The following is a 22,611-nucleotide window of genomic DNA, read 5'->3' on the forward strand; positions in this document are numbered from 1 at the left end:
ATTCATCACGGTTGAGATAACTATTCAGCGATGGTGATCATCCATCCCTTTTGGATAAACATCATCTACCAATACAGCGCAGATAATGCGCTGTATTATTTAGTTATTTTGATAAATATCCTTGTATAAGCGGCTTTCAAACCGTACTAGCGGGACGCGGCGTGAGCGTTGTTCTTGCGGTGGAACGGCATAACCGGAAAGGAACTGGACGAAGGCCATCCGCTGACCGCTGGCCGTGGTGATAAATCCCGCCAGATTATAAACTCCTTGCAATGCGCCGGTTTTCGCAGAAACCTTGCCGTTTACGCCCGCTTCATGTAATCCCCCCCGATATCGTAGCGTGCCGTCATATCCGGCGAGCGGAAGCATCTCAATATAATTCAGTTCCTGATCGTGTTGGGCGATGTACTGCAACGCTTGCATCATGGTTGCGGGTGATATCAGGTTATGGCGGGACAGGCCGGAGCCATCGACAACGATGCTATTACCCAAATCAACCCCGGCTTTCTGGCGTAATACCTGGCGCACTGCGTCGGCGCCAGCGCGCCAGGTGCCGGGAACATTGAATCGCTCATGCCCGATGGTGCGAAAAACGGTATCGGCAATCATATTATCGGATTTCTTCAGCATGATGGTCAGCAGATCATGTAACGGTGCGGACTGGGTTTGCGCCAGCACACTGCCTGCGGTGCCTGGTTGAGTCTGACGGCGTAAGCTGCCCTTGAGCCTGATATCCGCCTGTAGCAGTTCATCTTTGACAATCGCACCGGCATAGCTGGCGCCATCCTGAATAGCAAAGGCCAGCGGCAGCGGGTCCGTGCGCTGAGTCAGGCAGCCTGTAAGCGTAAAGCGGTTCAGTTCTCCGGGTATCACATCCAGCTCGCAGTACTGCGCGTCGGGAGAGCCTTTGGCCAGCGTACGTACCTCACTGAGCATTTGTACCGGGTAATACGACGCAACGCGGATAAACGCGTTGTCGCCTGCTTTGGGCGCGCTATAGAGCGAAATGGAGAAGCAGTTACGGTCGACGATTGCGGCGGCTGGCGGTGCGCTGAAACATTGGGTCATATCGTTCCAGGGCCAGCCGGGAGCTTTATCGTGGCTGGCGAAAACGGAGGTGTCGATCATCACATCCCCCGCAATTTCCTGCACACCGCGCTTTCTCAATTCCTGTACCATGTTGCGTATTTGCTGGCGTTTCAGAGTAGGATCGCCACTGAAGCGAACGATCAGGTTGCCGCGTAATATGCCGTTAGTAACCGGGCCGTGGCTTTCCATCGTGGTAACAAAGCGATAATCCGGCCCCAACTGAAGGAGCGCTGCCAGTGCGGTCAATACTTTTTGTGTACTGGCAGGGAGTGCCATTTGTTGACTGTTAAAAGCCATCGTCGGTGTGGCAGCCCCAATCTTTTGCACAACCAGGGCCAGATTGGCGCCATCGGGTAAATATTGGGTATGATCTTCAATAGTTGCTGCATTGGCATACAGAACAAAAGCGCTGGCAAGTACGGGAATGATCGATGAAAAACGCATAATCTCAGCTAACAACAGGGTAACGTGTGGTCATACTACGGCGCAACAAGGTCTAAAGTAAACGATGACCCTCATGGAACTCTGGGTTAAAATACGTATCAAAATGCAAAATCGCTTCTGGCCTGGGAAATTTGTTCCGGGGCTGGTTACTTTTGTTTAATTGCCAGAAAGCACTGGCATGAATAGCTACTCCGTCGTATTTGATTGTTAATGCGTCAGGATGACGATTATTTGAGTCGAACGGATTTTTTAGAGGTAAAGATAATATGAAACAATTTCCGATGACGTTGCGTGGTGCCGAAAAATTACGCGAAGAACTGGATTTTTTAAAGAGTGTACGCCGGCCGGAAATTATCGCCGCGATCGCTGAAGCCCGTGAACACGGCGACCTGAAAGAAAATGCGGAATACCACGCTGCGCGCGAGCAGCAAGGCTTTTGTGAAGGACGTATTCAGGACATTGAAGCCAAACTTTCCAATGCTCAGGTCATTGATGTGACCAAAATGGCGGTAACAGGGCGTGTCATTTTTGGCTCGACGGTTACGATCATGAATCTGGACAGTGAAGAACAACAAACGTATCGAATTGTGGGCGACGATGAGGCGGATTTTAAACAAAATCTGATTTCTGTTAACTCGCCTATTGCGCGTGGACTGATAGGCAAAGAGCAGGATGACATTGTGGTTATCAGTACGCCGGGCGGTGATGTCGAGTATGAGATCCTGAAAGTTGAATACCTGTAAACTTTGTTGCATTGATGAATAATACAGCAAAGTTTGTAAAGAAAAGAAAAAGGCCGCTTGCGGCCTTTTCTCTCACAGACAGGCGTGGCACCTTTCCGTTAAAACAGAGTATCTTGAAATAAAAAGTGTTATCGTGGTAACACAATTTTACGTTCTTTCGCAGGACGATAAAGCACCAGCGTATGCCCGATAACCTGAACGTTACTGGCTCCGGTTTCGCGAACAATAGCGTCAACAATCAAAGCCTTGGTTTCTCGTTCTTCGGTAGTGACTTTCACTTTGATCAGTTCGTGATGTTCCAATGCCTGCTCGATCTCAGCCAGAACACCTTCGGTGAGGCCGTTATTGCCCAGCATGACAACCGGTTTTAACGGATGTGCCAGACCTTTCAGGTGTTGTTTTTGTTTATTACTTAGGTTCATTGTCTTTTTTGCTTAGGTTGGGATTGAAAACGGTTCATTCTACCGCCATCTCATGATTATAACCAATTTGGCTGTGCTGATTGGCTGTATGTGAGAAGTTTCTCCCCTCCGAGAGCGCCTTACTAAGAATAGTTGGAAAATAGATGGCTAATAAAAAGCGTTCTGCAAGTTCCAGTCGCTGGTTGCAGGAACACTTTAGCGATAAATATGTGCAACAGGCGCAGAAAAAAGGGCTCCGCTCCCGAGCTTGGTTTAAACTTGATGAAATACAACAGAGCGACAAACTGTTTAAACCCGGTATGACGGTGGTTGATTTAGGTGCGGCCCCCGGTGGCTGGTCGCAGTATGTTGTGACGCAGATTGGCGGTAAGGGGCGCATCATCGCCTGTGATATTCTACCGATGGATCCTATTGTTGGTGTTGATTTCCTGCAAGGGGATTTTCGTGATGAGTTAGTTCTTCAAGCGCTGCTTGAAAGAGTCGGGGGCAACAAAGTTCAGGTAGTGATGTCTGACATGGCTCCGAACATGAGTGGTACACCAGCAGTTGATATTCCGAAATCGATGTATCTGGTTGAGTTAGCACTTGGTATGTGTCGGGATGTATTAGCGCCAGGAGGAAGTTTCCTGGTAAAAGTGTTTCAGGGAGAAGGTTTTGATGAATACCTGCGGGAAATTCGCTCCCTGTTTACGAAGGTTAAGATTCGTAAGCCAGACGCTTCGCGTGCCAGGTCTCGTGAAGTGTATATCGTAGCGACAGGGCGCAAACTGTAGTACCCTAACGCTGTTTTTTAACACAGTTGTAATATGAGGTTAATCCCTTGAGTGACATGGCGAAAAACCTGATCCTCTGGTTAGTCATCGCAGTGGTGTTGATGTCTGTTTTCCAGAGCTTTGGGCCCAGCGAGTCAAATGGCCGTAGGGTGGATTATTCAACCTTCTTGACTGAAGTGAATCAGGATCAGGTCCGTGAAGCACGTATTAACGGGCGTGAGATCAGTGTTATCAAAAAAGATAGCAACAGATACACGACTTATATTCCTGTCAACGATCCCAAGCTACTGGATAACCTGCTAACGAAGAATGTGAAAGTCGTTGGTGAGCCACCGGAAGAGCCGAGTTTGCTGGCTTCTATCTTTATTTCCTGGTTCCCAATGCTGCTACTGATTGGTGTCTGGATCTTCTTCATGCGTCAAATGCAAGGTGGTGGCGGTAAAGGCGCCATGTCCTTTGGCAAGAGCAAAGCGCGTATGCTGACGGAAGATCAGATCAAAACGACTTTTGCCGACGTTGCCGGTTGTGACGAAGCAAAAGAAGAAGTAAGCGAACTGGTCGAATATCTACGTGAACCGAGCCGTTTCCAGAAGTTGGGCGGCAAGATACCGAAAGGCATTCTGATGGTCGGCCCGCCAGGGACAGGTAAAACGCTGCTGGCAAAAGCGATCGCCGGTGAAGCAAAAGTGCCTTTCTTTACCATTTCCGGTTCAGACTTTGTTGAAATGTTCGTCGGTGTGGGTGCGTCCCGCGTGCGCGACATGTTTGAGCAGGCAAAGAAAGCCGCGCCTTGTATTATCTTCATCGATGAAATCGATGCGGTTGGTCGTCAGCGTGGCGCTGGTCTGGGCGGTGGTCACGATGAACGTGAACAAACCCTGAACCAGATGCTGGTTGAGATGGATGGCTTTGAAGGCAACGAGGGCATCATTGTTATCGCGGCAACTAACCGTCCTGATGTTCTTGACCCTGCGTTACTGCGTCCGGGCCGGTTCGACCGTCAGGTCGTGGTGGGTTTGCCGGATGTTCGTGGCCGTGAGCAGATCCTGAAGGTGCATATGCGCCGCGTGCCTTTATCTCCAGATGTTGATGCCTCTGTTATTGCTCGGGGTACGCCTGGTTTCTCTGGTGCTGATTTGGCTAACCTGGTCAACGAAGCCGCGCTGTTCGCCGCCCGTGGTAACAAACGAGTGGTGTCGATGGTTGAGTTTGAGAAAGCTAAAGATAAGATCATGATGGGTGCGGAACGCCGTTCTATGGTGATGACGGAACAGCAGAAAGAGTCAACGGCTTATCATGAAGCAGGACATGCGATTATTGGCCGCCTGGTGCCTGAGCATGACCCGGTACATAAAGTGACGATTATTCCACGTGGCCGGGCATTAGGGGTGACATTCTTCCTGCCCGAAGGTGATGCCATCAGCGCCAGCCGTCGGAAACTGGAAAGTCAGATTTCTACCTTATATGGTGGTCGTCTGGCTGAAGAAATTATTTACGGTGTGGAAAAAGTATCGACCGGTGCGTCAAACGATATCAAAGTAGCGACGTCTATTGCGCGTAACATGGTAACGCAGTGGGGCTTTTCCGAGAAACTCGGCCCGTTGCTGTATGCAGAGGAAGACGGCGAAGTGTTCCTGGGGCGTTCCGTGGCTAAAGCCAAACATATGTCTGATGAAACGGCCAGGATCATTGATCAGGAGGTTAAATCCCTGATTGAGCGTAATTATCAACGTGCCCGTGAATTACTGATGGCAAATATGGATATCCTTCATTCAATGAAGGATGCGTTGATGAAATATGAAACCATTGATGCGCCTCAGATTGACGACTTGATGTCGCGTAAAGATGTTCGCCCGCCAGCCGGTTGGGAAGAGCAAAGCTCGGATAGCAATTCTGGTAATGGTGGTTCGCCTAAGGCGCCGACGCCGGTTGATGAACCCCGCACGCCAAATCCGGGTAACACGATGTCTGAGCAGTTAGGCGAGAAATAAATTCGTCGGTGCCTAATCGCATTGCCCGTTGCTGTTCCTCAAACCCCGGACTTGTCCGGGGTTTTTTACTGAATGGTGTGTGGGGATAAGTTTTAAAACAGATCAACGATTTTGAAGGAAAAATCATGCAATTGAGTGCCAGAGGAGCAACCCTGGATCTTTCTTGTCCCAACGTTATGGGAATTCTCAACGTCACTCCCGATTCATTTTCTGATGGCGGCAAACATAACACGCTGGATACGGCGCTGTTTCATGCTCAGGAGATGATTGTCGCTGGCGCCACACTGATTGATATTGGGGGAGAGTCAACCCGTCCCGGTGCGGATGAAGTCAGCACGGCGGAAGAACTGGATCGCGTGGTTCCTGTCGTTGAAGCGTTGTCTCAGCGTTTTGATACATGGATTTCTGTCGATACCTCAAAGCCTGAAGTAATCACGGCTGCGGCGCAAGCGGGCGCTCACTTAATCAATGATATTCGCTCGCTGCAAGAACCAGGGGCGTTAGAAGCCGCCGCTGCAACCGGGCTGCCGGTTTGCCTGATGCATATGCAGGGGTTGCCAAAAACAATGCAGCATAATCCACACTATGATGACCTGATGTCAGAGATTGGGGATTTTTTGCAGCGGCAGATCGATCGTTGCATGAACGGCAATATTCCGAAAAGTAAGCTATTGCTCGATCCCGGATTCGGCTTTGGTAAAAATCTGGCACATAATTATGCGCTTCTGGCCCGTTTGAGCGAATTACACCGTTTCGGATTGCCTCTGCTGGTCGGAATGTCCAGAAAATCCATGATCGGACAATTGCTCAAGGCGCCCCCCGCGCAACGGGTACAGGGCAGTGTGGCGTGCGCGGTGATTGCAGCCATGCAAGGTGCGCAAATTATTCGTGTTCATGACGTAAAAGAAACGGTAGATGCGATGCGCATTGTTGAGGCCACTCTTTCAGCGAAGGAATAAAAACTATTATGAGTAACCGTAAATATTTTGGGACCGATGGTGTTCGGGGTAAGGTTGGTGACAGTCCAATTACCCCCGATTTTGTGCTGAAACTTGGCTGGGCTGCGGGCAAGGTTCTGGCACGACACGGCTCTCGTAAAATTATCATCGGTAAAGACACCCGAATTTCCGGTTATATGTTGGAATCTGCGCTAGAAGCCGGGTTGGCGGCGGCGGGATTGTCCGCCTCTTTTACCGGCCCGATGCCGACGCCGGCTGTTGCTTATCTGACCCGTACCTTCAGAGCAGAAGCCGGTATTGTCATTTCTGCTTCGCACAATCCTTATTATGATAACGGAATTAAATTCTTCTCTATTGACGGCACTAAATTGCCTGACGAAGTGGAAGAAGCGATCGAGGCTGAATTGGATAAACCGCTGACATGCGTTGAATCGGCGGAACTGGGTAAAGCGAATCGCATTGTGGATGCAGCCGGGCGTTATATTGAGTTTTGTAAGGGAACGTTCCCAAGTGAACTGAGCCTTAATGGTCTGAAAATAGTGGTCGACTGTGCGAATGGCGCAACGTATCACATTGCCCCCAGCGTATTACGTGAACTGGGCGCCAAAGTTATCTCCATTGGCTGTGAGCCAGATGGCATGAACATCAATGAAGAATGTGGCGCGACCGATGTAAGACAGCTACAGGCGCGTGTCCTGGCCGAAAAAGCCGATGTTGGGCTGGCATTTGACGGTGATGGCGATCGGTTAATCATGGTTGATCATCTTGGTAACAAAGTCGACGGCGATCAGATTCTGTATATCATCGCTCGTGAAGGTTTACGCCAGGGGCAGTTGCGCGGCGGCGCGGTAGGCACACTGATGAGCAATATGGGATTGGAGCTTGCTTTGAAGCAACTGGGTATTCCGTTTGCTCGCGCCAAAGTCGGCGATCGTTATGTATTGGAAATGATGCAGGCCAAAGGCTGGCGTATTGGTGCGGAAAACTCTGGTCATGTGATTCTCCTGGATAAAACGACGACGGGTGACGGGATTATCGCTGGTTTGCAAGTCCTTACTGCGATAGTCAGGAACCATATGAGTCTGCATGACCTGTGTAGCGGCATGAGGCTTTTCCCACAGATTCTGATTAACGTCCGTTTCTCAGGTGAGACTAATCCTCTTGAAGATAAGACGGTTCAACAAATAACACAGGATGTTGAGAAAGAGCTGACGGGCCGGGGACGGGTATTACTGAGAAAATCAGGAACTGAGCCGCTTATTCGCGTAATGGTTGAAGGCGAGAATGAAGCTACGGTCACAGAGTTGGCTAATCAGATCGCCGACGCAGTAAAAGCAGTGGATTAATACTCTTTAAACCAAGCCTGCATTAGCCAGCAATGACTGAACGGCCACTCTGGCAATGCGGCTTTTTTCAAAATTACCAGCCTTTACTCTTTATTTGATTAATTACGATCTAACCATTAATAATCAAATAGATATGCTATTCTTCTGTGGTTGTATACTAAAAGCCGCTGTTTTTTTCTTCAATCAGTAAATGGCGGCTAAATTACCCTTGCGTACGCTACAGCCTTTGGTTAGTATTCAGACCCGCTTAATGAGCGGATGAGAGTTTTCATTCAGTTTGGCGGATTGCACGCGGTTTTTACCGCAAGAATATAAAATCTCCATAAATTATGGGGAAAACGGTTACAGGTACAACTATGTACGAAGCTCTTTTAGTGATTTTCCTGTTGATAGCGATCGGGCTGGTTGCCTTGATTATGCTGCAACAAGGCAAAGGTGCTGATATGGGAGCCTCGTTCGGAGCAGGTGCTTCTGCCACTTTGTTCGGTTCGAGCGGCTCCGGAAATTTCATGACTCGCATGACGGCGGTATTGGCGACATTGTTCTTCATTATCAGTCTGGTGCTGGGCAACATGAGTTCGCAGCAGAGCAAGAAAGGCGGAGAGTGGGATAACCTGAGCCAGCCTGAGAAAGCAGAGCAGACCGCAACGCCTGCCGCGCCTGCGAGCGATATTCCCAAGTAATCGTCTTAAAAAGCAGTATTAACACAGCAGCCACTGCCGTTGCTGTGTTACAGCAGTAATTGTGATGCCGAGGTGGTGGAATTGGTAGACACGCTACCTTGAGGTGGTAGTGCCCGATTGGGCTTACGGGTTCAAGTCCCGTCCTCGGTACCAATACAAAATCAATAGACGTCAACCGACGTCTATTTTTTTATCTCAACCCCACGAATTTACTGACTTTCCCTTCTTTTCAGCCTCTGGTTCTCGTTCACTATTCGTGCGAAACTCAAGCTGTGCCTGTCTGAATATTGCAGTAAGCACTCACTAGTTTTTATAGGCGAACCAGTTGTTTACCCAAATGTTTACCGTTCAATATATCGATGAAAGCCTGAGGCGCATTTTCCAGCCCGTCAGTGATGGTTTCCCGGTATTTCAATGCTCCTTTCTCAACAGCACGCAATAGCCAGCTATCCGCTTCGGCATAATCTTTAAACCATTCCGTTACCAGGAAAAAACGGCTTAGTGGCGCACCGGGCAGCGAGGCAAAAAAGTCTGCCGGACCGGAAACATCAACCTCCGTTCCCTGATTGTAATGTGCCGCATTGCCGCAGATAGGCACCCGTGCGCCCTCGTTAAGCAGTTTGGCGACAAACAAGGAAACCCGGCCACCCACATTTTCAAAATAGATATCAATACCATTGGGACAAGCGGCGCGAAGATCGCAATTCAAATCGTCTTTCTTGTAATTGAGACAGGCATCGAACCCCAACGTATCGACAACGTAGTGACATTTTTCCTCACTGCCGGCCAGGCCAACGACCCGGCATCCAGACAGCTTTCCCAACTGCCCGACGACCGCTCCCACCGCCCCCGAAGCTGCGGATACCACCAGTGTTTCTCCCTCCTGGGGTTTGGCAATTTTATTCATTCCAAAATAGGCTGAACGCCCTGGCGTGCCCACCGCGCCCAGAAAAATAGACGGCGACAGCGATGTCGGCCGTACCTGATGGGTTATAAAGTCCTGTGAACCGCCGACATAGTATTTCTGCCAACCAGAGAATGTGAATACACAATCTCCGACCGCAAACCGAGGGTTGCTCGTCGCCACGACATAGCCTATCGTCTCTCCCTGGATAACCTCTCCCAGTTTGATCGGGCTGACATAAGCCGTATTTCTATTGAGGCGGGGCCGGGTATACAGATCAATAGATAGCCATTTATTTTCCACCAGATATTCGCCAGGCTGTAATGCCGCGATCGGGCTTTGTTCCAGCCTGAAATCATTTAACTGCGCGGGACCGTCAGGGTGGCGATTCAAGACAATGGATTTATTTTCAAACTGATTCATAACATTCCTCCTCTATCATGAGATACCCGCCCACCCGGGCTGTAGACCGGCTCTGCGGCGTTTGCTTTGCTGAAATGCGCAGGATGGTAGGTAGCTATCGTTATTAAGGCGCTGAATATTTTTTACTCAGGCGTGTTTATCCGATGGATTTGGCCACCCAGCGATATCGCGGCCAGTAGAAACTGAAGATGATCAACAACAGGGTGATCGGCCAGCCGCAGACCAGAACAATCGCATCCATCGGCAGCCCTTCCTGTTGCGAAAGGGCATAAATGCCTAGCGCTTTCAGCAGGAATATCAGCATCCAGACCACAGAGACTTCGTGCCAGGCTCTGGCGTAGCGCGGCGTGTTATAGAACGGGAGCGTCTTGAGGACGGGCATGGCTTGTTCCGCCAGCGTTCTCACGACCGGACGTTGCAACAGGCTGTAGACCGCAAAAACGATCACGACGGAGATCGCGCCGCTGACCGCTAAAAAGACGCTTTCCTGTCTGATGGCGAATGGCGTATGGCCGAGTATATAGAGGTAATGGCTACCGCCCGATAGCATAATCAACGCGATAATCGCCAGAGCGCCTTTGCGTCGGTTGACGCCCTCCACAACAGCGGAATAGAGCGCGGTTATCAGCAGGGCGATACCGCCGCCGCCCAGCCAGAATGCGATGTGATAGAGCACAATCGGCAGCACGATAGTGAGGTGCGCATCACGCGACAGCAAGTATGACCATAGGGTGATTGAGGATGATTGTTGCATGTTCCTTCCTTGCAAAATAAAGTGTTGGGCGATTTGCGTTCAGCAGTGGACAGGTCGGTCTACCGCTCTTTGCTCATCGCAAGATCTTTTTTAATTGCTCGGCAATGTGGGCAATGTGCGGCATCGTCATCATCGATATATGGTCGCCGGAGGTACTGAGCACCGTCAGTTTGCCCGCCGTCAAACGCCGCCATCCCAGTCCCGATTCGGGCGGGCGGCGGCGGCCCGGCAAGATATCTTCAGCTTCGACAACCAGGAGATTGCCCGCGTATGGCGCCCCCTGATAATCATCCGTGGCATGAATATGCGCACGCAAAATGTGCAGAAACTGTTGAAATGCCGGCAGGCCAATGGCGTCGGGCACGAGTCCGGCTTGCTTGAACGCTGCCAGGAACCGTGCAGTGCGTTGCTCTTCAGACATCGCAGACAAGGCGGCTTCTGAAAGCTGGAAGGATGTGCCGGTAAACCGTTCCACTTTATGTGCAAAGTACGCGAGCCTTTCATGTTCATTCATCTGTGCGGAATCGTCGACGGCTACCTGTGGCGCGGGCTGATCCAGTACCAGTACGGTAGGGGTTATTCCCGTTGTGGCCAGCTGCTGCGCCATTTCAAAGGCAATCGTTGCCCCCAGAGACCACCCTCCGATAACCAGGTTAGGACGATGTACCCGCTCGCCCGCCTGCGACAAATAAAACGCGGCTAAAGCTTTAATATCCTTGTTGTAAGGGGCGTTACGGCTGAAATCGGCCACCTGAATGCCGTAAATCGGATAATCGCTGCCCAACGCGCGGGCTAATACGGAATAGCACAGCACGTTGCCCCCAGCGGGATGGATAAGCACCAGCGTCGGCTTGTCGTCGGCAAGTCCCGGGGAGATTGTGACGCATGACGAAAGGGCCTGCGGCGCGTTCTGTTCCAGTAGGCGGGCCAATTGATGGATGCTGCTGTTCTCAAGCAATTGCCCTAAAGACAATGCTGTTCCGAAGTATTGATTGACGTTGAGAATGAGCTTTAACGCACTGATAGAGTTACCGCCGAGGTTAAAGAAACTCTCCTGCGTATCGATGTCATCCCGTTGTAGAACCTGGCGATAAATCGCATGCAGGCGCTGTTCGCGCTCACCTTCGGGGCGGCGGGGGGATAAAACCGTCTCATACGCCGGCAGCGGCAGAGCGTTATAGTTGATCTTGCCGCTGGCGGTCAATGGCATCGCATCGAGCCAGACCCAGCGTTCGGGGTGCATGTAGCCAGGCAGTTTCTTTTGCAGCGTCTCTTTTATCAAAGCGCGATGCTGTGCTGAGACCCCGCAAAGGTAAGCGGTCAACACGGTTTCCCCGTTCGGTAACCTATTTTGTTTGACTGCGGCATGGGTGACAGCGTCGGCCTGCTGCAAGGCCTGTTCAATTTCAGCCAGTTCAACACGATAGCCTCTGACCTTAACCTGACGGTCGAGGCGTCCCAGAAACGCAATATTGCCATCAGGCAGCTGGCGGCCTTTATCACCGCTTCGGTAGAGCCGCTCTCCTTCAAGATAAGGATGCGGAATAAAGCGTGCTTGGTTTTGTTCCGGTAGACCGAGGTATCCTGCCGCCACATGCGCGCCGCCCAGATAAATTTCACCCGGTAACCCGGCGGGAACCAGTTGCCGGCAGGGATCGAGCAGCAGTACATGGCTATCCGCCAACGGCGTACCAATCGGCAAATAGTCATCGTCGATCGTGCTGAGATCGTCGGGAACCTCGTAGGTGGTTATGCCGACGGTACACTCGGTCGGGCCATAATGGTTCACCACGCGGCAGGCGCGGTTTAGCTGACGTACACGTGTAATCAGCGACACGGGAACACGCTCTCCGCCAAGCACTAACAGACGTTGCGGCAGCAGGGCGCATGCTTGCGGTGATGTTAATAGCGCTGCCAAATGAGAAGGCGTTATCTTGATGCAATCCAACGGATTGTCCGCCAGATAGGCAAACAGCGCTTCAGGCGCATTGAGTTGTCGGGCGCTGATGATTTCAAGCTGCCCTTGATGAAGCAAAGAGGGGAACAGCATGGTATGCGCCAGATCGGTCGTGAAAGCGGAAAACATACCGTAGCGGGCGCCCGCGGGCAGCGAGAGAACTGGTTGGATCGCGTGGCAATAGTGACTCAAATGCGCATGATTGACGCGAACGCCTTTCGGTTTTCCACTGCTGCCGGAGGTATAAATAATATAGGCGGGCATATCGTGACGCGCCTGATACGGCGGGTTGCTTGCTGGCATGGCGCTGAACTCTTGCCTTACATCGATGTACGGCAACGCCTGTGGCGGGGCTGCGCCATCAATCAACGCACAGCGGACGGCGGCGTCTTGCAGGATAAAGGCGATCTGCTGCGCGGGGAGCGCCATATCAATCGGTACATAGCATCCGCCTGCCTTCAGTACCGCCAGGATGGCGACCACGCAGTGCTCGCTCTTCGGCATACAAAGCGCGACGCATTCCCCTGGCGCGATGCCATTCGCTCGCAACTGATGTGCTAAACGGTTTGCCCGCTGATTGAGCTGGGTATAGGTGAGCGTTCGTCCCTCGCAGCGGAGTGCGATAGCGTGGGGGCGCTGCTCGACCTGATGTTCAAATTGAACATGGATGGCAGGCGGAACGACAGTGGGAACAGGGCGACACTTGGCTATCACCGCGTGACGCTCTTCTTCATTTAACAGCGACAGATCCCGGACAGTCAATTGCGGCTGAGTCATGACGACGTCAAGGATCGTGCGCAGATCGACCAGCATGCGCTGGATGGTGTCCTGGTTAAATAAGGCGCTACTGTAGTTGAGGGTAAACAGCAGGCCATCTCTGTCTTTATCTTCTTCTACCCACAAGTTCAGATCGAGCTTCGCAGTGGCGTAGTCCACCTTTAATGGTTGATATTTGAAACCACTGTTATTGTGAAAATGGGGAAACACCTGATAGGTCAGGATGGCCTGAAATACCGGGTTAACCTGGGGATTACGCACGTAGCTGATTTCATCCAGTATGTAATTGAATGGCACATCCTGGTGCATCATGGCCTGCTCGCATTCGGCGCGTGTGGTATCGATCAGCGTGGAGAACGGCGCATCGGGATTGATCTCGAAACGTAGCGGCAGCGTGTTCATAAATAACCCCATCATGCTTTGTGTGACGGGCAAATTCCGATTGGCGAACGGCGCGCCGATAATAATCTCCTGCTGGCCGCTGTATTTGTGCAGCAGGAGTTGATACGCGGTGAGGATGATATGAAATTGCGTGGCATGGTGTTGTGAAGCGCAGGCTTGCAAACGCCGACAGAATGCGGTATCGAAAAACTGGCTGACCATGCCGCCTGCGGTACGCATTTTGGCCGGTCGCGGGCGATCGGTTGCCAATTCCAGCAGGCCCTGAACTCCATCGAGTTTCTTCGTCCAATAGGCGAGGCCTTCCTGATATTTTCCCTCGGCATACCACTGATTCTCCGCCAGGGCGTAATCGGTAAATTGCAGAGTGTCCGCTATTTTTAACGTCTCTCCCTGGAGCAAACGAAAGTAGGTCTCCATAAACGTTTTGAAAAACAGGTTTACCGTCCAGCCATCGGAAATGATGTGATGAAACGTCAGCAACAAGACATATTCATCAGGGCGCGTTTTTAACATATGCAAATAGGCCAACGGGCCATTGGCCAGGTCAAAACTGATGCCGCCTTCCGCTTTTGCCAGGGTTTGCACGCGGCTTGCGATCTCTTCCTGCGCGCATGCGGAGATGTCGTCATAGTGGAAATGGAAAGGCATGTCATCAGATACGCATTGGTATACGTCGTCATCGATGAAACGGAACGTGGTACGAAGAATGTCATGCTGTCGCGTCAGGTAATCAAGCGCGGTTTGGGCCAGTTGCGGATCTATTTCATGTTCAATCCAGCAGGTAACGGCATAGGGATTGTTATAGGCTTGATGGTTATCAAGGTATTGATCGAGCATCCAGATGCGTTTTTGGGCGCTGGTCATCGGGAAATGGCTTCTGCCCGGTTGCGTATTTTTTTGAATGGTTTTAGCGCCTGCTATGATCGCGCCTGCTTTTTTCTTGTCGTGCGCCAGTTTTTTTAAGTCGTCCAGGCTCAGTGATGCCAGTCGATCGGTACGGGTCGATGTCATGATCGTCTCTCGCTTTTGGGTATTCGGTATTAACGTCGATGGCCGCCTCCCGATAGCGTTCGGGAGGCGGCCTCCCCTTAGTTCTGCAATAACGTTTCAAGCTCTGAGAGAATCAGCGTCGATAGGCCTTTTATCGTCTGGTTCTGATAAAACAGGTCAATGCGAATATCGATCTCGAAGATGCCTGAGACGGTTGAGATCACTTGCACCGCAAGGAGCGAGTTGCCGCCGAGCTCGGTGAAACTGTCGTTCACGCCGATGCCGGAAATCCCCAGAATGGATTGCCAGACGTTGACGAGCTCCTTCTCAATGTCGTTTTCCGGGGCCTGGTAATCCACTGACAGCGCGGGTCTGGAATGACCTTCCAGCGCCGCGTTGTCCAGCACGATATGTTCGGGCGTCGCTTGCTCGGGAATCGACTCATAGATGAGTTGATGCAGATCGCTGGTGACGATCACCAGTTGCGCAAACTCCAGATGCGACAGTTGGCGTTTAAGGATATCCACGCCTTCCGGCAGCAGAATATCTTTATCCGCCAGATTTACTTTCACCGGGAACGCCGATGTGGCTTGCGGCGTGGCGACCTGATTATCCGGCGTCAGTTTGAGCAGGGTATAATTTTCCAAAGCCAGCAGCGGTCGGCCTTGCGGCGAAAGGAAGACGATGTCCATGACGATCGCGTTGTCCTGTGCTTGATAGGCGCGTTTGAGCTTAACGTGGGCATAGACATTGTCGTTTAGCGGCGCGAGGAAGGTGATCTTACCGTAGCTGATCGGCAAGAAGTTCTCCTGCGTTATCGACATCAGGCAGTGTATTGCCGTCGCATCAATGATCGCAGGATGGTATGGGTAGCGAACCATATCTTCGACATAGGCTTGATCCAACACCTTGTGCACCAGCCACTCGTTGTGACCCTGAACAATATCGCGATGGTTATTCCAGCGCTGGCTCAACGACAGGAAGACATCGCCGGTACTGGCATTTTCCAAATCCATCGCAAGAGGCGCATAGGGCATCTCGGTCGTGCAGCGCCGGCGGATGTCGTCGATAGGCTGGATAATCCCTTCAGACGCCTGCTGGTCTTGTCCGATGACGCCAAACGCGTGTTCCTGCCACTCCAGCTCGAGGGTGCCGCGACTCTTCAGGCTAAATTTATATCCCTTTCCGTCAGCGGTGATGACCAGCCGCATAAGACGGGGCCAGGCGTGGCGATAAATCACCGGCTTGGTCAGCATCAGGTTTTTCACCTGCAAGCTTTCCTGAGGCTTAAACTGCGTCATGAACTCGTGCAGCAGCGATAAGAGGGTGGCGCCGACCAGTGAAGGCTGATGAGCAAGGCGGTGTTCGTCAATGACCCAGTCTTGCCGCACGGCAAGATTGACCTGATAGCTTTCCTGCATCCCCTCGCGTTCAACCAACGTCAGCAGGTCGCCTTCGACTTCATCAAAAACGGGCGACTTGCTGTTTTTCTTCTCCAACTGTTGCCGGTCCCAACGGGCGGCCATGCCCACATCGCCCCATTTTCCCCAGTTCAACGATACTGTGCGCCCGCGGCGATGCTGGTTGCGGTAATGCGCGAAGGCATCCATGAAGGCATTGCCGGAACAGTAATCAATACGGGCTTCATCGCCGACAATGGCGGAGATGGACGAAAACAGGATAAAGAAATCAGGCTGTTTGTTTTGCAGCAACGCATCCAGAATGACGCTGCCTGCGACTTTCGGGTCCAGCACGCTGGCGCAATCGGCATCGCTTTTCAGCGGAATAATGCCCCCGCCCGCCACCCCGGCGGTATGGAACACGCCGTCCACCCGCGGGAAGGCGGCCAGCATGTCGCGCATACCGGCATAATCGCTCACGTCAACCTGCGCCAGATGCACGGTGTTGCCCTGTGCCTCCAGGCGTAAAACGCCGGCGATCTTTTCACTGATTTCATCATCCACCGGGTGCTGTTGAACCCAGCTATGCCAGCTATCCCGCGGCGGTAGCGCCGAACGGTAGGTCAGGATTAAGGCGGCATCGCTGTTTTCCGCCACGTAGTTGGCCACCAACATCCCCAATCCGCCAAGCCCGCCGGTGATAAGATAGACGCCGTCATCCCTCAGATCGGCGGGTAAACCGCTGTCATCCTGATCCAGATGCACCGCCTGGTAACCCTCTTCCCACCGCTGCCCGCCACGATACGCCACCAGATTGCCATGCGTCGCAATATCGCTTTCCGCAATCAGATGCTGCGCGATGTCACCAAGGGCGGCGCGGCCATCACGCAGATCGATATCGACCAAATGGCATTGCACTTCCGGGTATTCGTGATAGAACACCCGGGCAGGCCCGACCAGAAGCGCGTTCTCGGGCGACGCGATGGCCTCTCCCATCACGCTGAAGGTATTGCTGGTGGCGAACAGCAGGTGCAACTCATCCAGCAGGTTTTCGCTTACCAACGCCTGTTGAAGGTAAAGGGGGCGGTAGAACGCGTTAACGGATGAGACCACCAGATCCTGATTTAACCGGGGCGTCGGCATTTCAGCCGTCAGACTCCATAAATAGAGGATGCGAGAGGGACGCAGACCTTGTGTTTTAAGGCTTTTTAACAGACGAATATAATCTTCACGCGCCGCAGCATGGATGACATAGCGCCCCCCGGCAGGATCTTCCTGATACGCCGCGCCGGGAGTGACGGACAAGACCTTGTGTCCCTGGTTTTCCAGCGTATGCTGCGTCCGTTCGGCGATCCCGAGGTTATCCGCCAGAATCAGCCAGCAAGCTTCATCGCCTGGCTGCACGCGGGTTCCCGCCATAAATTTGGCCGGAATGGTCTGTTTCCATGTCGGCATGGAGAACCAGTCACCGGTATCCGATTTTTTACGCTTCCGCGCTTTCACCGATTGCACATCAGGCCGATCCTGCGACATCGCCGGCAGCGTGAAGCGTTTACGTTCGAAGGGATAACCCGGCAATGGTAAACGCCGACGATGTTGCCCGGCGGATAACGGGGACCACTGAACGTCTACGCCGCTGGCCCACAGTGAGCCGAATGTCGAGAGGAGATACTCGCCGGATAATGCGACATCTTTCGCGGTAGGCAGGGAGGAGTAAATCAGTGCGCCGTCGTTCGCGTTGAAATGCTGCTTGGCGGAGGATTCCAGCGAGCGCCCCGGGCCGACTTCAAGGAACACCACATCCTGATGTGCTTTCGCCATCAATGTTTTGAAGGCGCGTGAAAACAGCACGGTATTACGCACGTGCCTTACCCAGTAATCGCTGTTCTGCGCCAGTTCGTCGCTTATCCATTCCCCGTTGACAGTGGAGACAAACGGGATTTGCGGCGTATGTAACGCGATCGTATCAATAACCTTTTTAAAGGCGGGCAGCATCGGCTCCATCATGTACGAATGGAAGGCGTGCGAGGTATCCAGATGTTTGCAGAAAATATTGTTATCTTCCAGATGCTGTTGGAAACGCGCAATCTCATCCGACTCGCCGGCGATCACGCACAGCCCGGGATAGTTGACCGCCGCCATTTCCAGCTTGCCGCCCTGTAACTTCCCGCTCAGGGTTTCTTCATCCAATAGCACGGCCAGCATGTCGCCGGAAGGGAGCGCCTGCACCATTTTGCCGCGCAGCGCCACCGCCTTCAGCGCATCTTCCAGTGAGAAGACACCGGAAATACAGGCGGCGACGTATTCCCCGACGCTGTGGCCGATCATGGCATCCGGTTTAATGCCCCAGGACATCCACAACTGCGCCAGACTGTACTCCACGACAAACAACGCGGGCTGGGTAAATTGGGTTTCATTGAGGCGTGACCTGTCGGCGGCGCTGTCTTTGGAGAACATCACCGTTTTCAGGTCTGCGCCCAGAATGGGTTCCAGATAGCGGCAACACTGGTCCATCACCTGGCGGAACGCGCCATAGGCGGTGTAAAGTTCATGCGCCATATTGAGGTACTGGTTGCCTTGCCCGGGGAACATGAACACCACTGATTTACGGTTTTTCCCCGCCTGAGACACGATAGCCGAGGGGTGCTCCAGCTTGTTCAGCAGGGTTTCACGATCACCCGCGACAATGACGGTGCTGTGGGCGAATTTTTGACGCCCGACCTGCAAGGTATAGGCGACATCGGCCAGATTGACGTTCTCATGCACGCTCAGGTAATCATGCATCCGCTGTTTCATCTCCTCCAGCGCCTTACGACTTTTCGCCGAGAAGGGCAGGGCCAGAAGACCGTGATGCGGATCGCTCGCGGCGAGGGGGGGCGCGGCTTCAAGGACTACGCAGGCGTTGGTGCCCCCTACGCCGAAGGAGTTCACCAGGGCGCGGTGCGGGGTGTCCGATGCATCCAGCTTGCTCAGTTCGGTATTCATGACGAATGGGCTGGTTTCAAACTCGATATTGGGATTGGGCGATACAAAATGCAGCGATGCCGGCAGCATTCCCGTTTCCAACGCCAGTGAAGCTTTGATCAGGCTGGCCATGCCGGAAGCCGCATCCGTATGGCCGATATTGGTTTTCACCGAGCCCAGCCGGCAGTATTGGGTTTTATCGGTATATTCCTGAAATGTCTGCGTTAAAGAGGTAAATTCAATCGGATCGCCCAATGCCGTTGCCGTGCCATGCGCTTCAACAAAGTCGATGGTCGCCGGATTGATCTGTGCATTGGTGATCGCCTGTCTGGCGACCGCGACCTGTCCTGCAACGCCGGGGGCGGTATAGCCCGCTTTCAGGCTACCGTCATTATTAATTGCGCCGCCCTTCAGGACGGCGTAGATATGATCGCCATCGCGTATGGCTTCATTCAGGCGCTTCAGCAGCACAACCCCTGCGCCACGGCTAAACACCGTACCGTTTGCCCGCGAGTCAAAGGCGTAGCAGCGGCCATCCGCCGACTCCATGCCGCCCTGCATATACTGATAGCCGCGGCGTTCCGGCGTATCAACCGACACGCCGCCGGCAACGATCAAATCGCTTTCCCCGTTCTGGAGGCTATTAATTCCCATTACGACGGCGACCATCGCGGTCGAACAGGCGCTCTGAACGTTGATGCTGGGCCCTTTCAGGTTCAGCTTGTAAGAGACGCGCGTCGTTACGTAATCTTTGTCATTGTTTGTCACCACTGATGCGCCGCTGGCATATTTCTGCACCTCAGGATGGGCGTTCACTTTATTCAGGTGCCAGGCGGTTCCGGTGCCGCCGAACACGCCGACTTTACCGGGGTAGGTATCCGGCACGTAACCGGCGTTTTCAAACGCATGCCAGCAACATTCCAGAAAGATGCGGTGTTGCGGGTCCATAATTTCGGCATCACGCGGCGTAATATCAAAAAAATGGGCATCAAAGTCCTGTGCGTTGCCTAAAATCCCCCGGCGGCGGATATAGTTTGATGAAGCGATCAGATCTTCTTCAATACCCGACTCCCGCAACTCCTCTTCGCTGAATGTACTGATGGTCTCCACCCCTTCCAGTAGATTCCGCCAAAACGCCGTGACATCTTCCGCGCCAGGAAAGCGGGCTGACATTCCCACCACGGCAATGTCTTTATCGCGAAACGTTACTTGATCTTTCATTCTGTTACCTCACCATGAATATAACCGCCATCTTTCAAGGCGCAGGAGGTCGGCCCACCCGAAAATGGTCTGCCTTTTCCTGCGCCGAGAAATCTACAAGGGATTGCTAAATTAAAATGAATTATTTATTGTCACTTGAAATACCGGCGCCAACCTGATTAATCAGACTTTTCAGGTTATTTGCCGACGGATGTTGCAATGTCGCCTCAATTGAAACGGGAATGGCAGGGATCGCGGGAATATATTTCGCGCTCCAATATTTTTTGGACGCCAGAGCAATGCGTTGCCCAATGTTAATAACCGGGTGCGGCGTTGATGATTTCTGATGCCCCTGAACAACGGTGGCGGCAGAAATGACTTTAGCTTTAATTTCAGCGATAGAATTCGATGGATTAACAGTCATAATTAAATACCTTTTGCGTTGAAATGAAAAGTTAATGTATTGATACACTCATTTCATGAGTGGGTTTTCCCCCGGTTAATAAAAATATGTAGAATATACTCGTCATACTTCAGGTCTTCTGGGTGACGACCTTAATGCAACGTGAATTATTTAGCGAAAAGTTATGCTTTACTGCCTGTTCTCCCGGCGTGCACGTCATGAATACGTTGACTCAACATTCTAACTGTCGGGTATTGGAATAAGTCGACAATAGAAATAGGGACGTCCATTTTGTTTTTGATTTCCCGATACACTTTTGACATCAGCAAGGAGTTGCCTCCCGCATCAAAAAAATTCTCAAGGGGAGAGACGTCCTGATTGTTCAGAACCGTTCGCCAGATAGAAATAATGTTATTTTCAATCTCGGCGCTTAATGTGTTTTTATCATCTGACATGTTTTCACCATTAGTTATTTACACAGGAATACAGCTTTGATTTGTCAATTTTTCCATTGGGATGCGTTGGCATTTCTTTCAACGCAATAAAGTGAGAAGGCATCATAAAAAAGGGCAACGACTTGGCCAGATGCTGCTTAATTTCATGCACGTCGATGGATTGCCGATGACGTAATACATAGAATGCAGATAATGACGGCGTACTCTGTTCCGCGTGCTGTTCGAGAATAACGGCAGCATGATTAATTTGCGGCAATGCCTGTAAATGTGTTTCGATTTCCGTCAGCTCAATGCGATGACCACGTAATTTAATCTGGCTATCTATCCGGCCCAGGAATTCCAGGACGCCATCGGCGCGCTGTCTGACCCAGTCGCCGGTTTTATACATTTTTCGCCCCTTTTCACCAACAAAGGGGTCATCGACAAAACGTTCCTGAGTCAGCGTCTCCGCGTGCAGGTAACCTTTTGCTAAAATATCCCCCGCCAGATAAAGCTCGCCGCTTTCCCCCGGCGCGACAGGCGCCCGTTGCGCATTAAGCACATAGGTTCGCGCATGCGGGATGGCGCGGCCAATCGGCACGATTTTTTCTTCGGCACCCGGTCGGCAACGCCAATGGCAGGCAAAAATCGTCGCTTCGGTGGGACCGTAGAGGTTGTGGATCTGCCCGGAATACTGGCGAGCGATGTCGTTGACCAGCGTTTGATCCAGCGCTTCGCCGCCGGCAAAGAGATGGCGCAATGAACGGCAACCGGATAATACATTCGCCTCGACAATCACGCGCAATGCGGTGGGAACAAACTGCGCCACCGTGACCTGATGACGGTTTATAAACCCAGCCATCAAGTGCGGGTCGTATTTCGCCTCCTCCGTGATGACCGCGCAACCGGCGCCGGTGATAAGCGGCCAGAAAATCTCCCATACCGAGACATCAAAGCTGAAGGTGGATTGGTTAAGAACCACATCTTCCGGCTTTAACGTAAAAGCGCTCTGCATCCACGTCAGATAATTCATGACGGTGCGGTGGCTGACCATCACGCCTTTTGGCGTGCCTGTCGACCCGGAGGTATATATCACGTAGCAAAGATGCTCTTGATTCACGTCAGGGAGAACGGGCGCGACCGCACAGGCGAGATCGACACGGGTGATGTTCAGGGTCTGCCGATCACCCGGATTGAAGATCTGCGATCGCGCATCATCGGTAATGATCAGGCGCGCATCGGCATGATTCACCATGTAAGTCAGGCGATCCTGGGGGTAATAGGGATCGAGGGGCAAGTAGCAGGCGCCGGTTTTCAACACCCCTAACAGGCTGACGATCAGATCCGGACTTTTACCCAGATAAATACCGACAATATCGCCGGGTTTAACGCCGCGTTTCAACAGATCGACCGCCAGCGCATTCGCCCGCTCATCCAACTGTCGATAGGTGAGTCGCTCTTTATCACACCGCAGTGCGATGCGTTCGGGCGTTTTATGCCGTTGCCGTTCGAAAGCAGCGTGAAGTACGCGCTCAGATGACATGACTGAATCC

The 22,611-nt window shown here is 52.2% G+C and carries 15 protein-coding genes and 1 tRNA gene; 7 read left to right on the plus strand and 9 right to left on the minus strand.

What is annotated here, in order from left to right:
- Nucleotides 1–99: 99 nt before the first annotated feature.
- Complete coding sequence (dacB, locus tag BIY29_RS14885) at nt 100–1,533, minus strand: serine-type D-Ala-D-Ala carboxypeptidase (protein WP_121575878.1); 1,434 nt, start codon at nt 1,531–1,533, stop codon at nt 100–102.
- A 266-nt stretch (nt 1,534–1,799) separates the two neighbouring features.
- Between dacB and greA the strand changes: the two genes are divergently transcribed.
- On the plus strand, nt 1,800–2,276 hold the full coding sequence (gene greA / locus BIY29_RS14890; RefSeq protein ID WP_121575879.1) for a transcription elongation factor GreA: 477 nt from the start codon (nt 1,800–1,802) through the stop codon (nt 2,274–2,276).
- Between the two features lie 128 nt (nt 2,277–2,404).
- Here the strand turns inward: greA and yhbY are convergent, their stop codons facing one another.
- Entirely contained in the window at nt 2,405–2,698 is a 294-nt protein-coding gene (gene yhbY / locus BIY29_RS14895; protein WP_121575880.1) for a ribosome assembly RNA-binding protein YhbY, read from the minus strand.
- 143 nt (nt 2,699–2,841) lie between these two features.
- On the opposite strand from yhbY, the gene rlmE reads away from it, so the two are divergent.
- The 6 genes from rlmE (at nt 2,842) to BIY29_RS14930 (ending at nt 8,603) form a co-directional block, all read left to right on the plus strand.
- Nucleotides 2,842–3,471 (plus strand): 23S rRNA (uridine(2552)-2'-O)-methyltransferase RlmE, encoded by a 630-nt coding sequence (gene rlmE / locus BIY29_RS14900; protein WP_121575881.1) that lies wholly within the window; start codon nt 2,842–2,844, stop codon nt 3,469–3,471.
- A 47-nt stretch (nt 3,472–3,518) separates the two neighbouring features.
- Nucleotides 3,519–5,462, plus strand: coding sequence for an ATP-dependent zinc metalloprotease FtsH (gene ftsH, locus BIY29_RS14905; protein ID WP_170158951.1), 1,944 nt, complete (start codon nt 3,519–3,521; stop codon nt 5,460–5,462).
- Nucleotides 5,463–5,587: 125 nt separating this feature from the next.
- A complete protein-coding gene (gene folP / locus BIY29_RS14910; protein ID WP_121575883.1) occupies nt 5,588–6,421 on the plus strand; it encodes a dihydropteroate synthase in 834 nt (277 codons plus the stop codon).
- A gap of 8 nt (nt 6,422–6,429) precedes the next feature.
- Nucleotides 6,430–7,767, plus strand: coding sequence for a phosphoglucosamine mutase (gene glmM, locus BIY29_RS14915; RefSeq protein ID WP_121575884.1), 1,338 nt, complete (start codon nt 6,430–6,432; stop codon nt 7,765–7,767).
- 356 nt (nt 7,768–8,123) lie between these two features.
- Entirely contained in the window at nt 8,124–8,450 is a 327-nt protein-coding gene (gene secG, locus BIY29_RS14925; protein ID WP_121575885.1) for a preprotein translocase subunit SecG, read from the plus strand.
- A gap of 66 nt (nt 8,451–8,516) precedes the next feature.
- Nucleotides 8,517–8,603, plus strand: a tRNA-Leu gene (locus BIY29_RS14930).
- 157 nt (nt 8,604–8,760) lie between these two features.
- Here BIY29_RS14930 and BIY29_RS14935 read toward each other — a convergent pair.
- The 7 genes from BIY29_RS14935 to BIY29_RS14965 form a co-directional block, all read right to left on the minus strand.
- Nucleotides 8,761–9,777, minus strand: a complete 1,017-nt coding sequence (locus BIY29_RS14935) for an NADP-dependent oxidoreductase (RefSeq protein ID WP_121575886.1) — start codon at nt 9,775–9,777, stop codon at nt 8,761–8,763.
- Nucleotides 9,778–9,913: 136 nt separating this feature from the next.
- On the minus strand, nt 9,914–10,531 hold the full coding sequence (locus BIY29_RS14940) for a hypothetical protein (protein WP_121575887.1): 618 nt from the start codon (nt 10,529–10,531) through the stop codon (nt 9,914–9,916).
- A gap of 73 nt (nt 10,532–10,604) precedes the next feature.
- Entirely contained in the window at nt 10,605–14,678 is a 4,074-nt protein-coding gene (locus BIY29_RS14945) for a non-ribosomal peptide synthetase (RefSeq protein ID WP_121575888.1), read from the minus strand.
- 77 nt (nt 14,679–14,755) lie between these two features.
- Nucleotides 14,756–20,242 (minus strand): type I polyketide synthase, encoded by a 5,487-nt coding sequence (locus tag BIY29_RS14950; RefSeq protein WP_121575889.1) that lies wholly within the window; start codon nt 20,240–20,242, stop codon nt 14,756–14,758.
- 121 nt (nt 20,243–20,363) lie between these two features.
- Nucleotides 20,364–20,645: a hypothetical protein gene (locus tag BIY29_RS14955; RefSeq protein WP_121575890.1), complete on the minus strand. Its 282-nt coding sequence runs from the start codon at nt 20,643–20,645 to the stop codon at nt 20,364–20,366.
- Nucleotides 20,646–20,806: 161 nt separating this feature from the next.
- A complete protein-coding gene (locus tag BIY29_RS14960; RefSeq protein ID WP_121575891.1) occupies nt 20,807–21,079 on the minus strand; it encodes a phosphopantetheine-binding protein in 273 nt (90 codons plus the stop codon).
- Nucleotides 21,080–21,089: 10 nt separating this feature from the next.
- Nucleotides 21,090–22,601: an amino acid adenylation domain-containing protein gene (locus tag BIY29_RS14965; protein ID WP_121575892.1), complete on the minus strand. Its 1,512-nt coding sequence runs from the start codon at nt 22,599–22,601 to the stop codon at nt 21,090–21,092.
- Nucleotides 22,602–22,611: the final 10 nt, after the last annotated feature.

Origin of the sequence: Brenneria alni, assembly GCF_003666245.1 — a bacterium.
GTDB lineage: Bacteria > Pseudomonadota > Gammaproteobacteria > Enterobacterales > Enterobacteriaceae > Brenneria > Brenneria alni.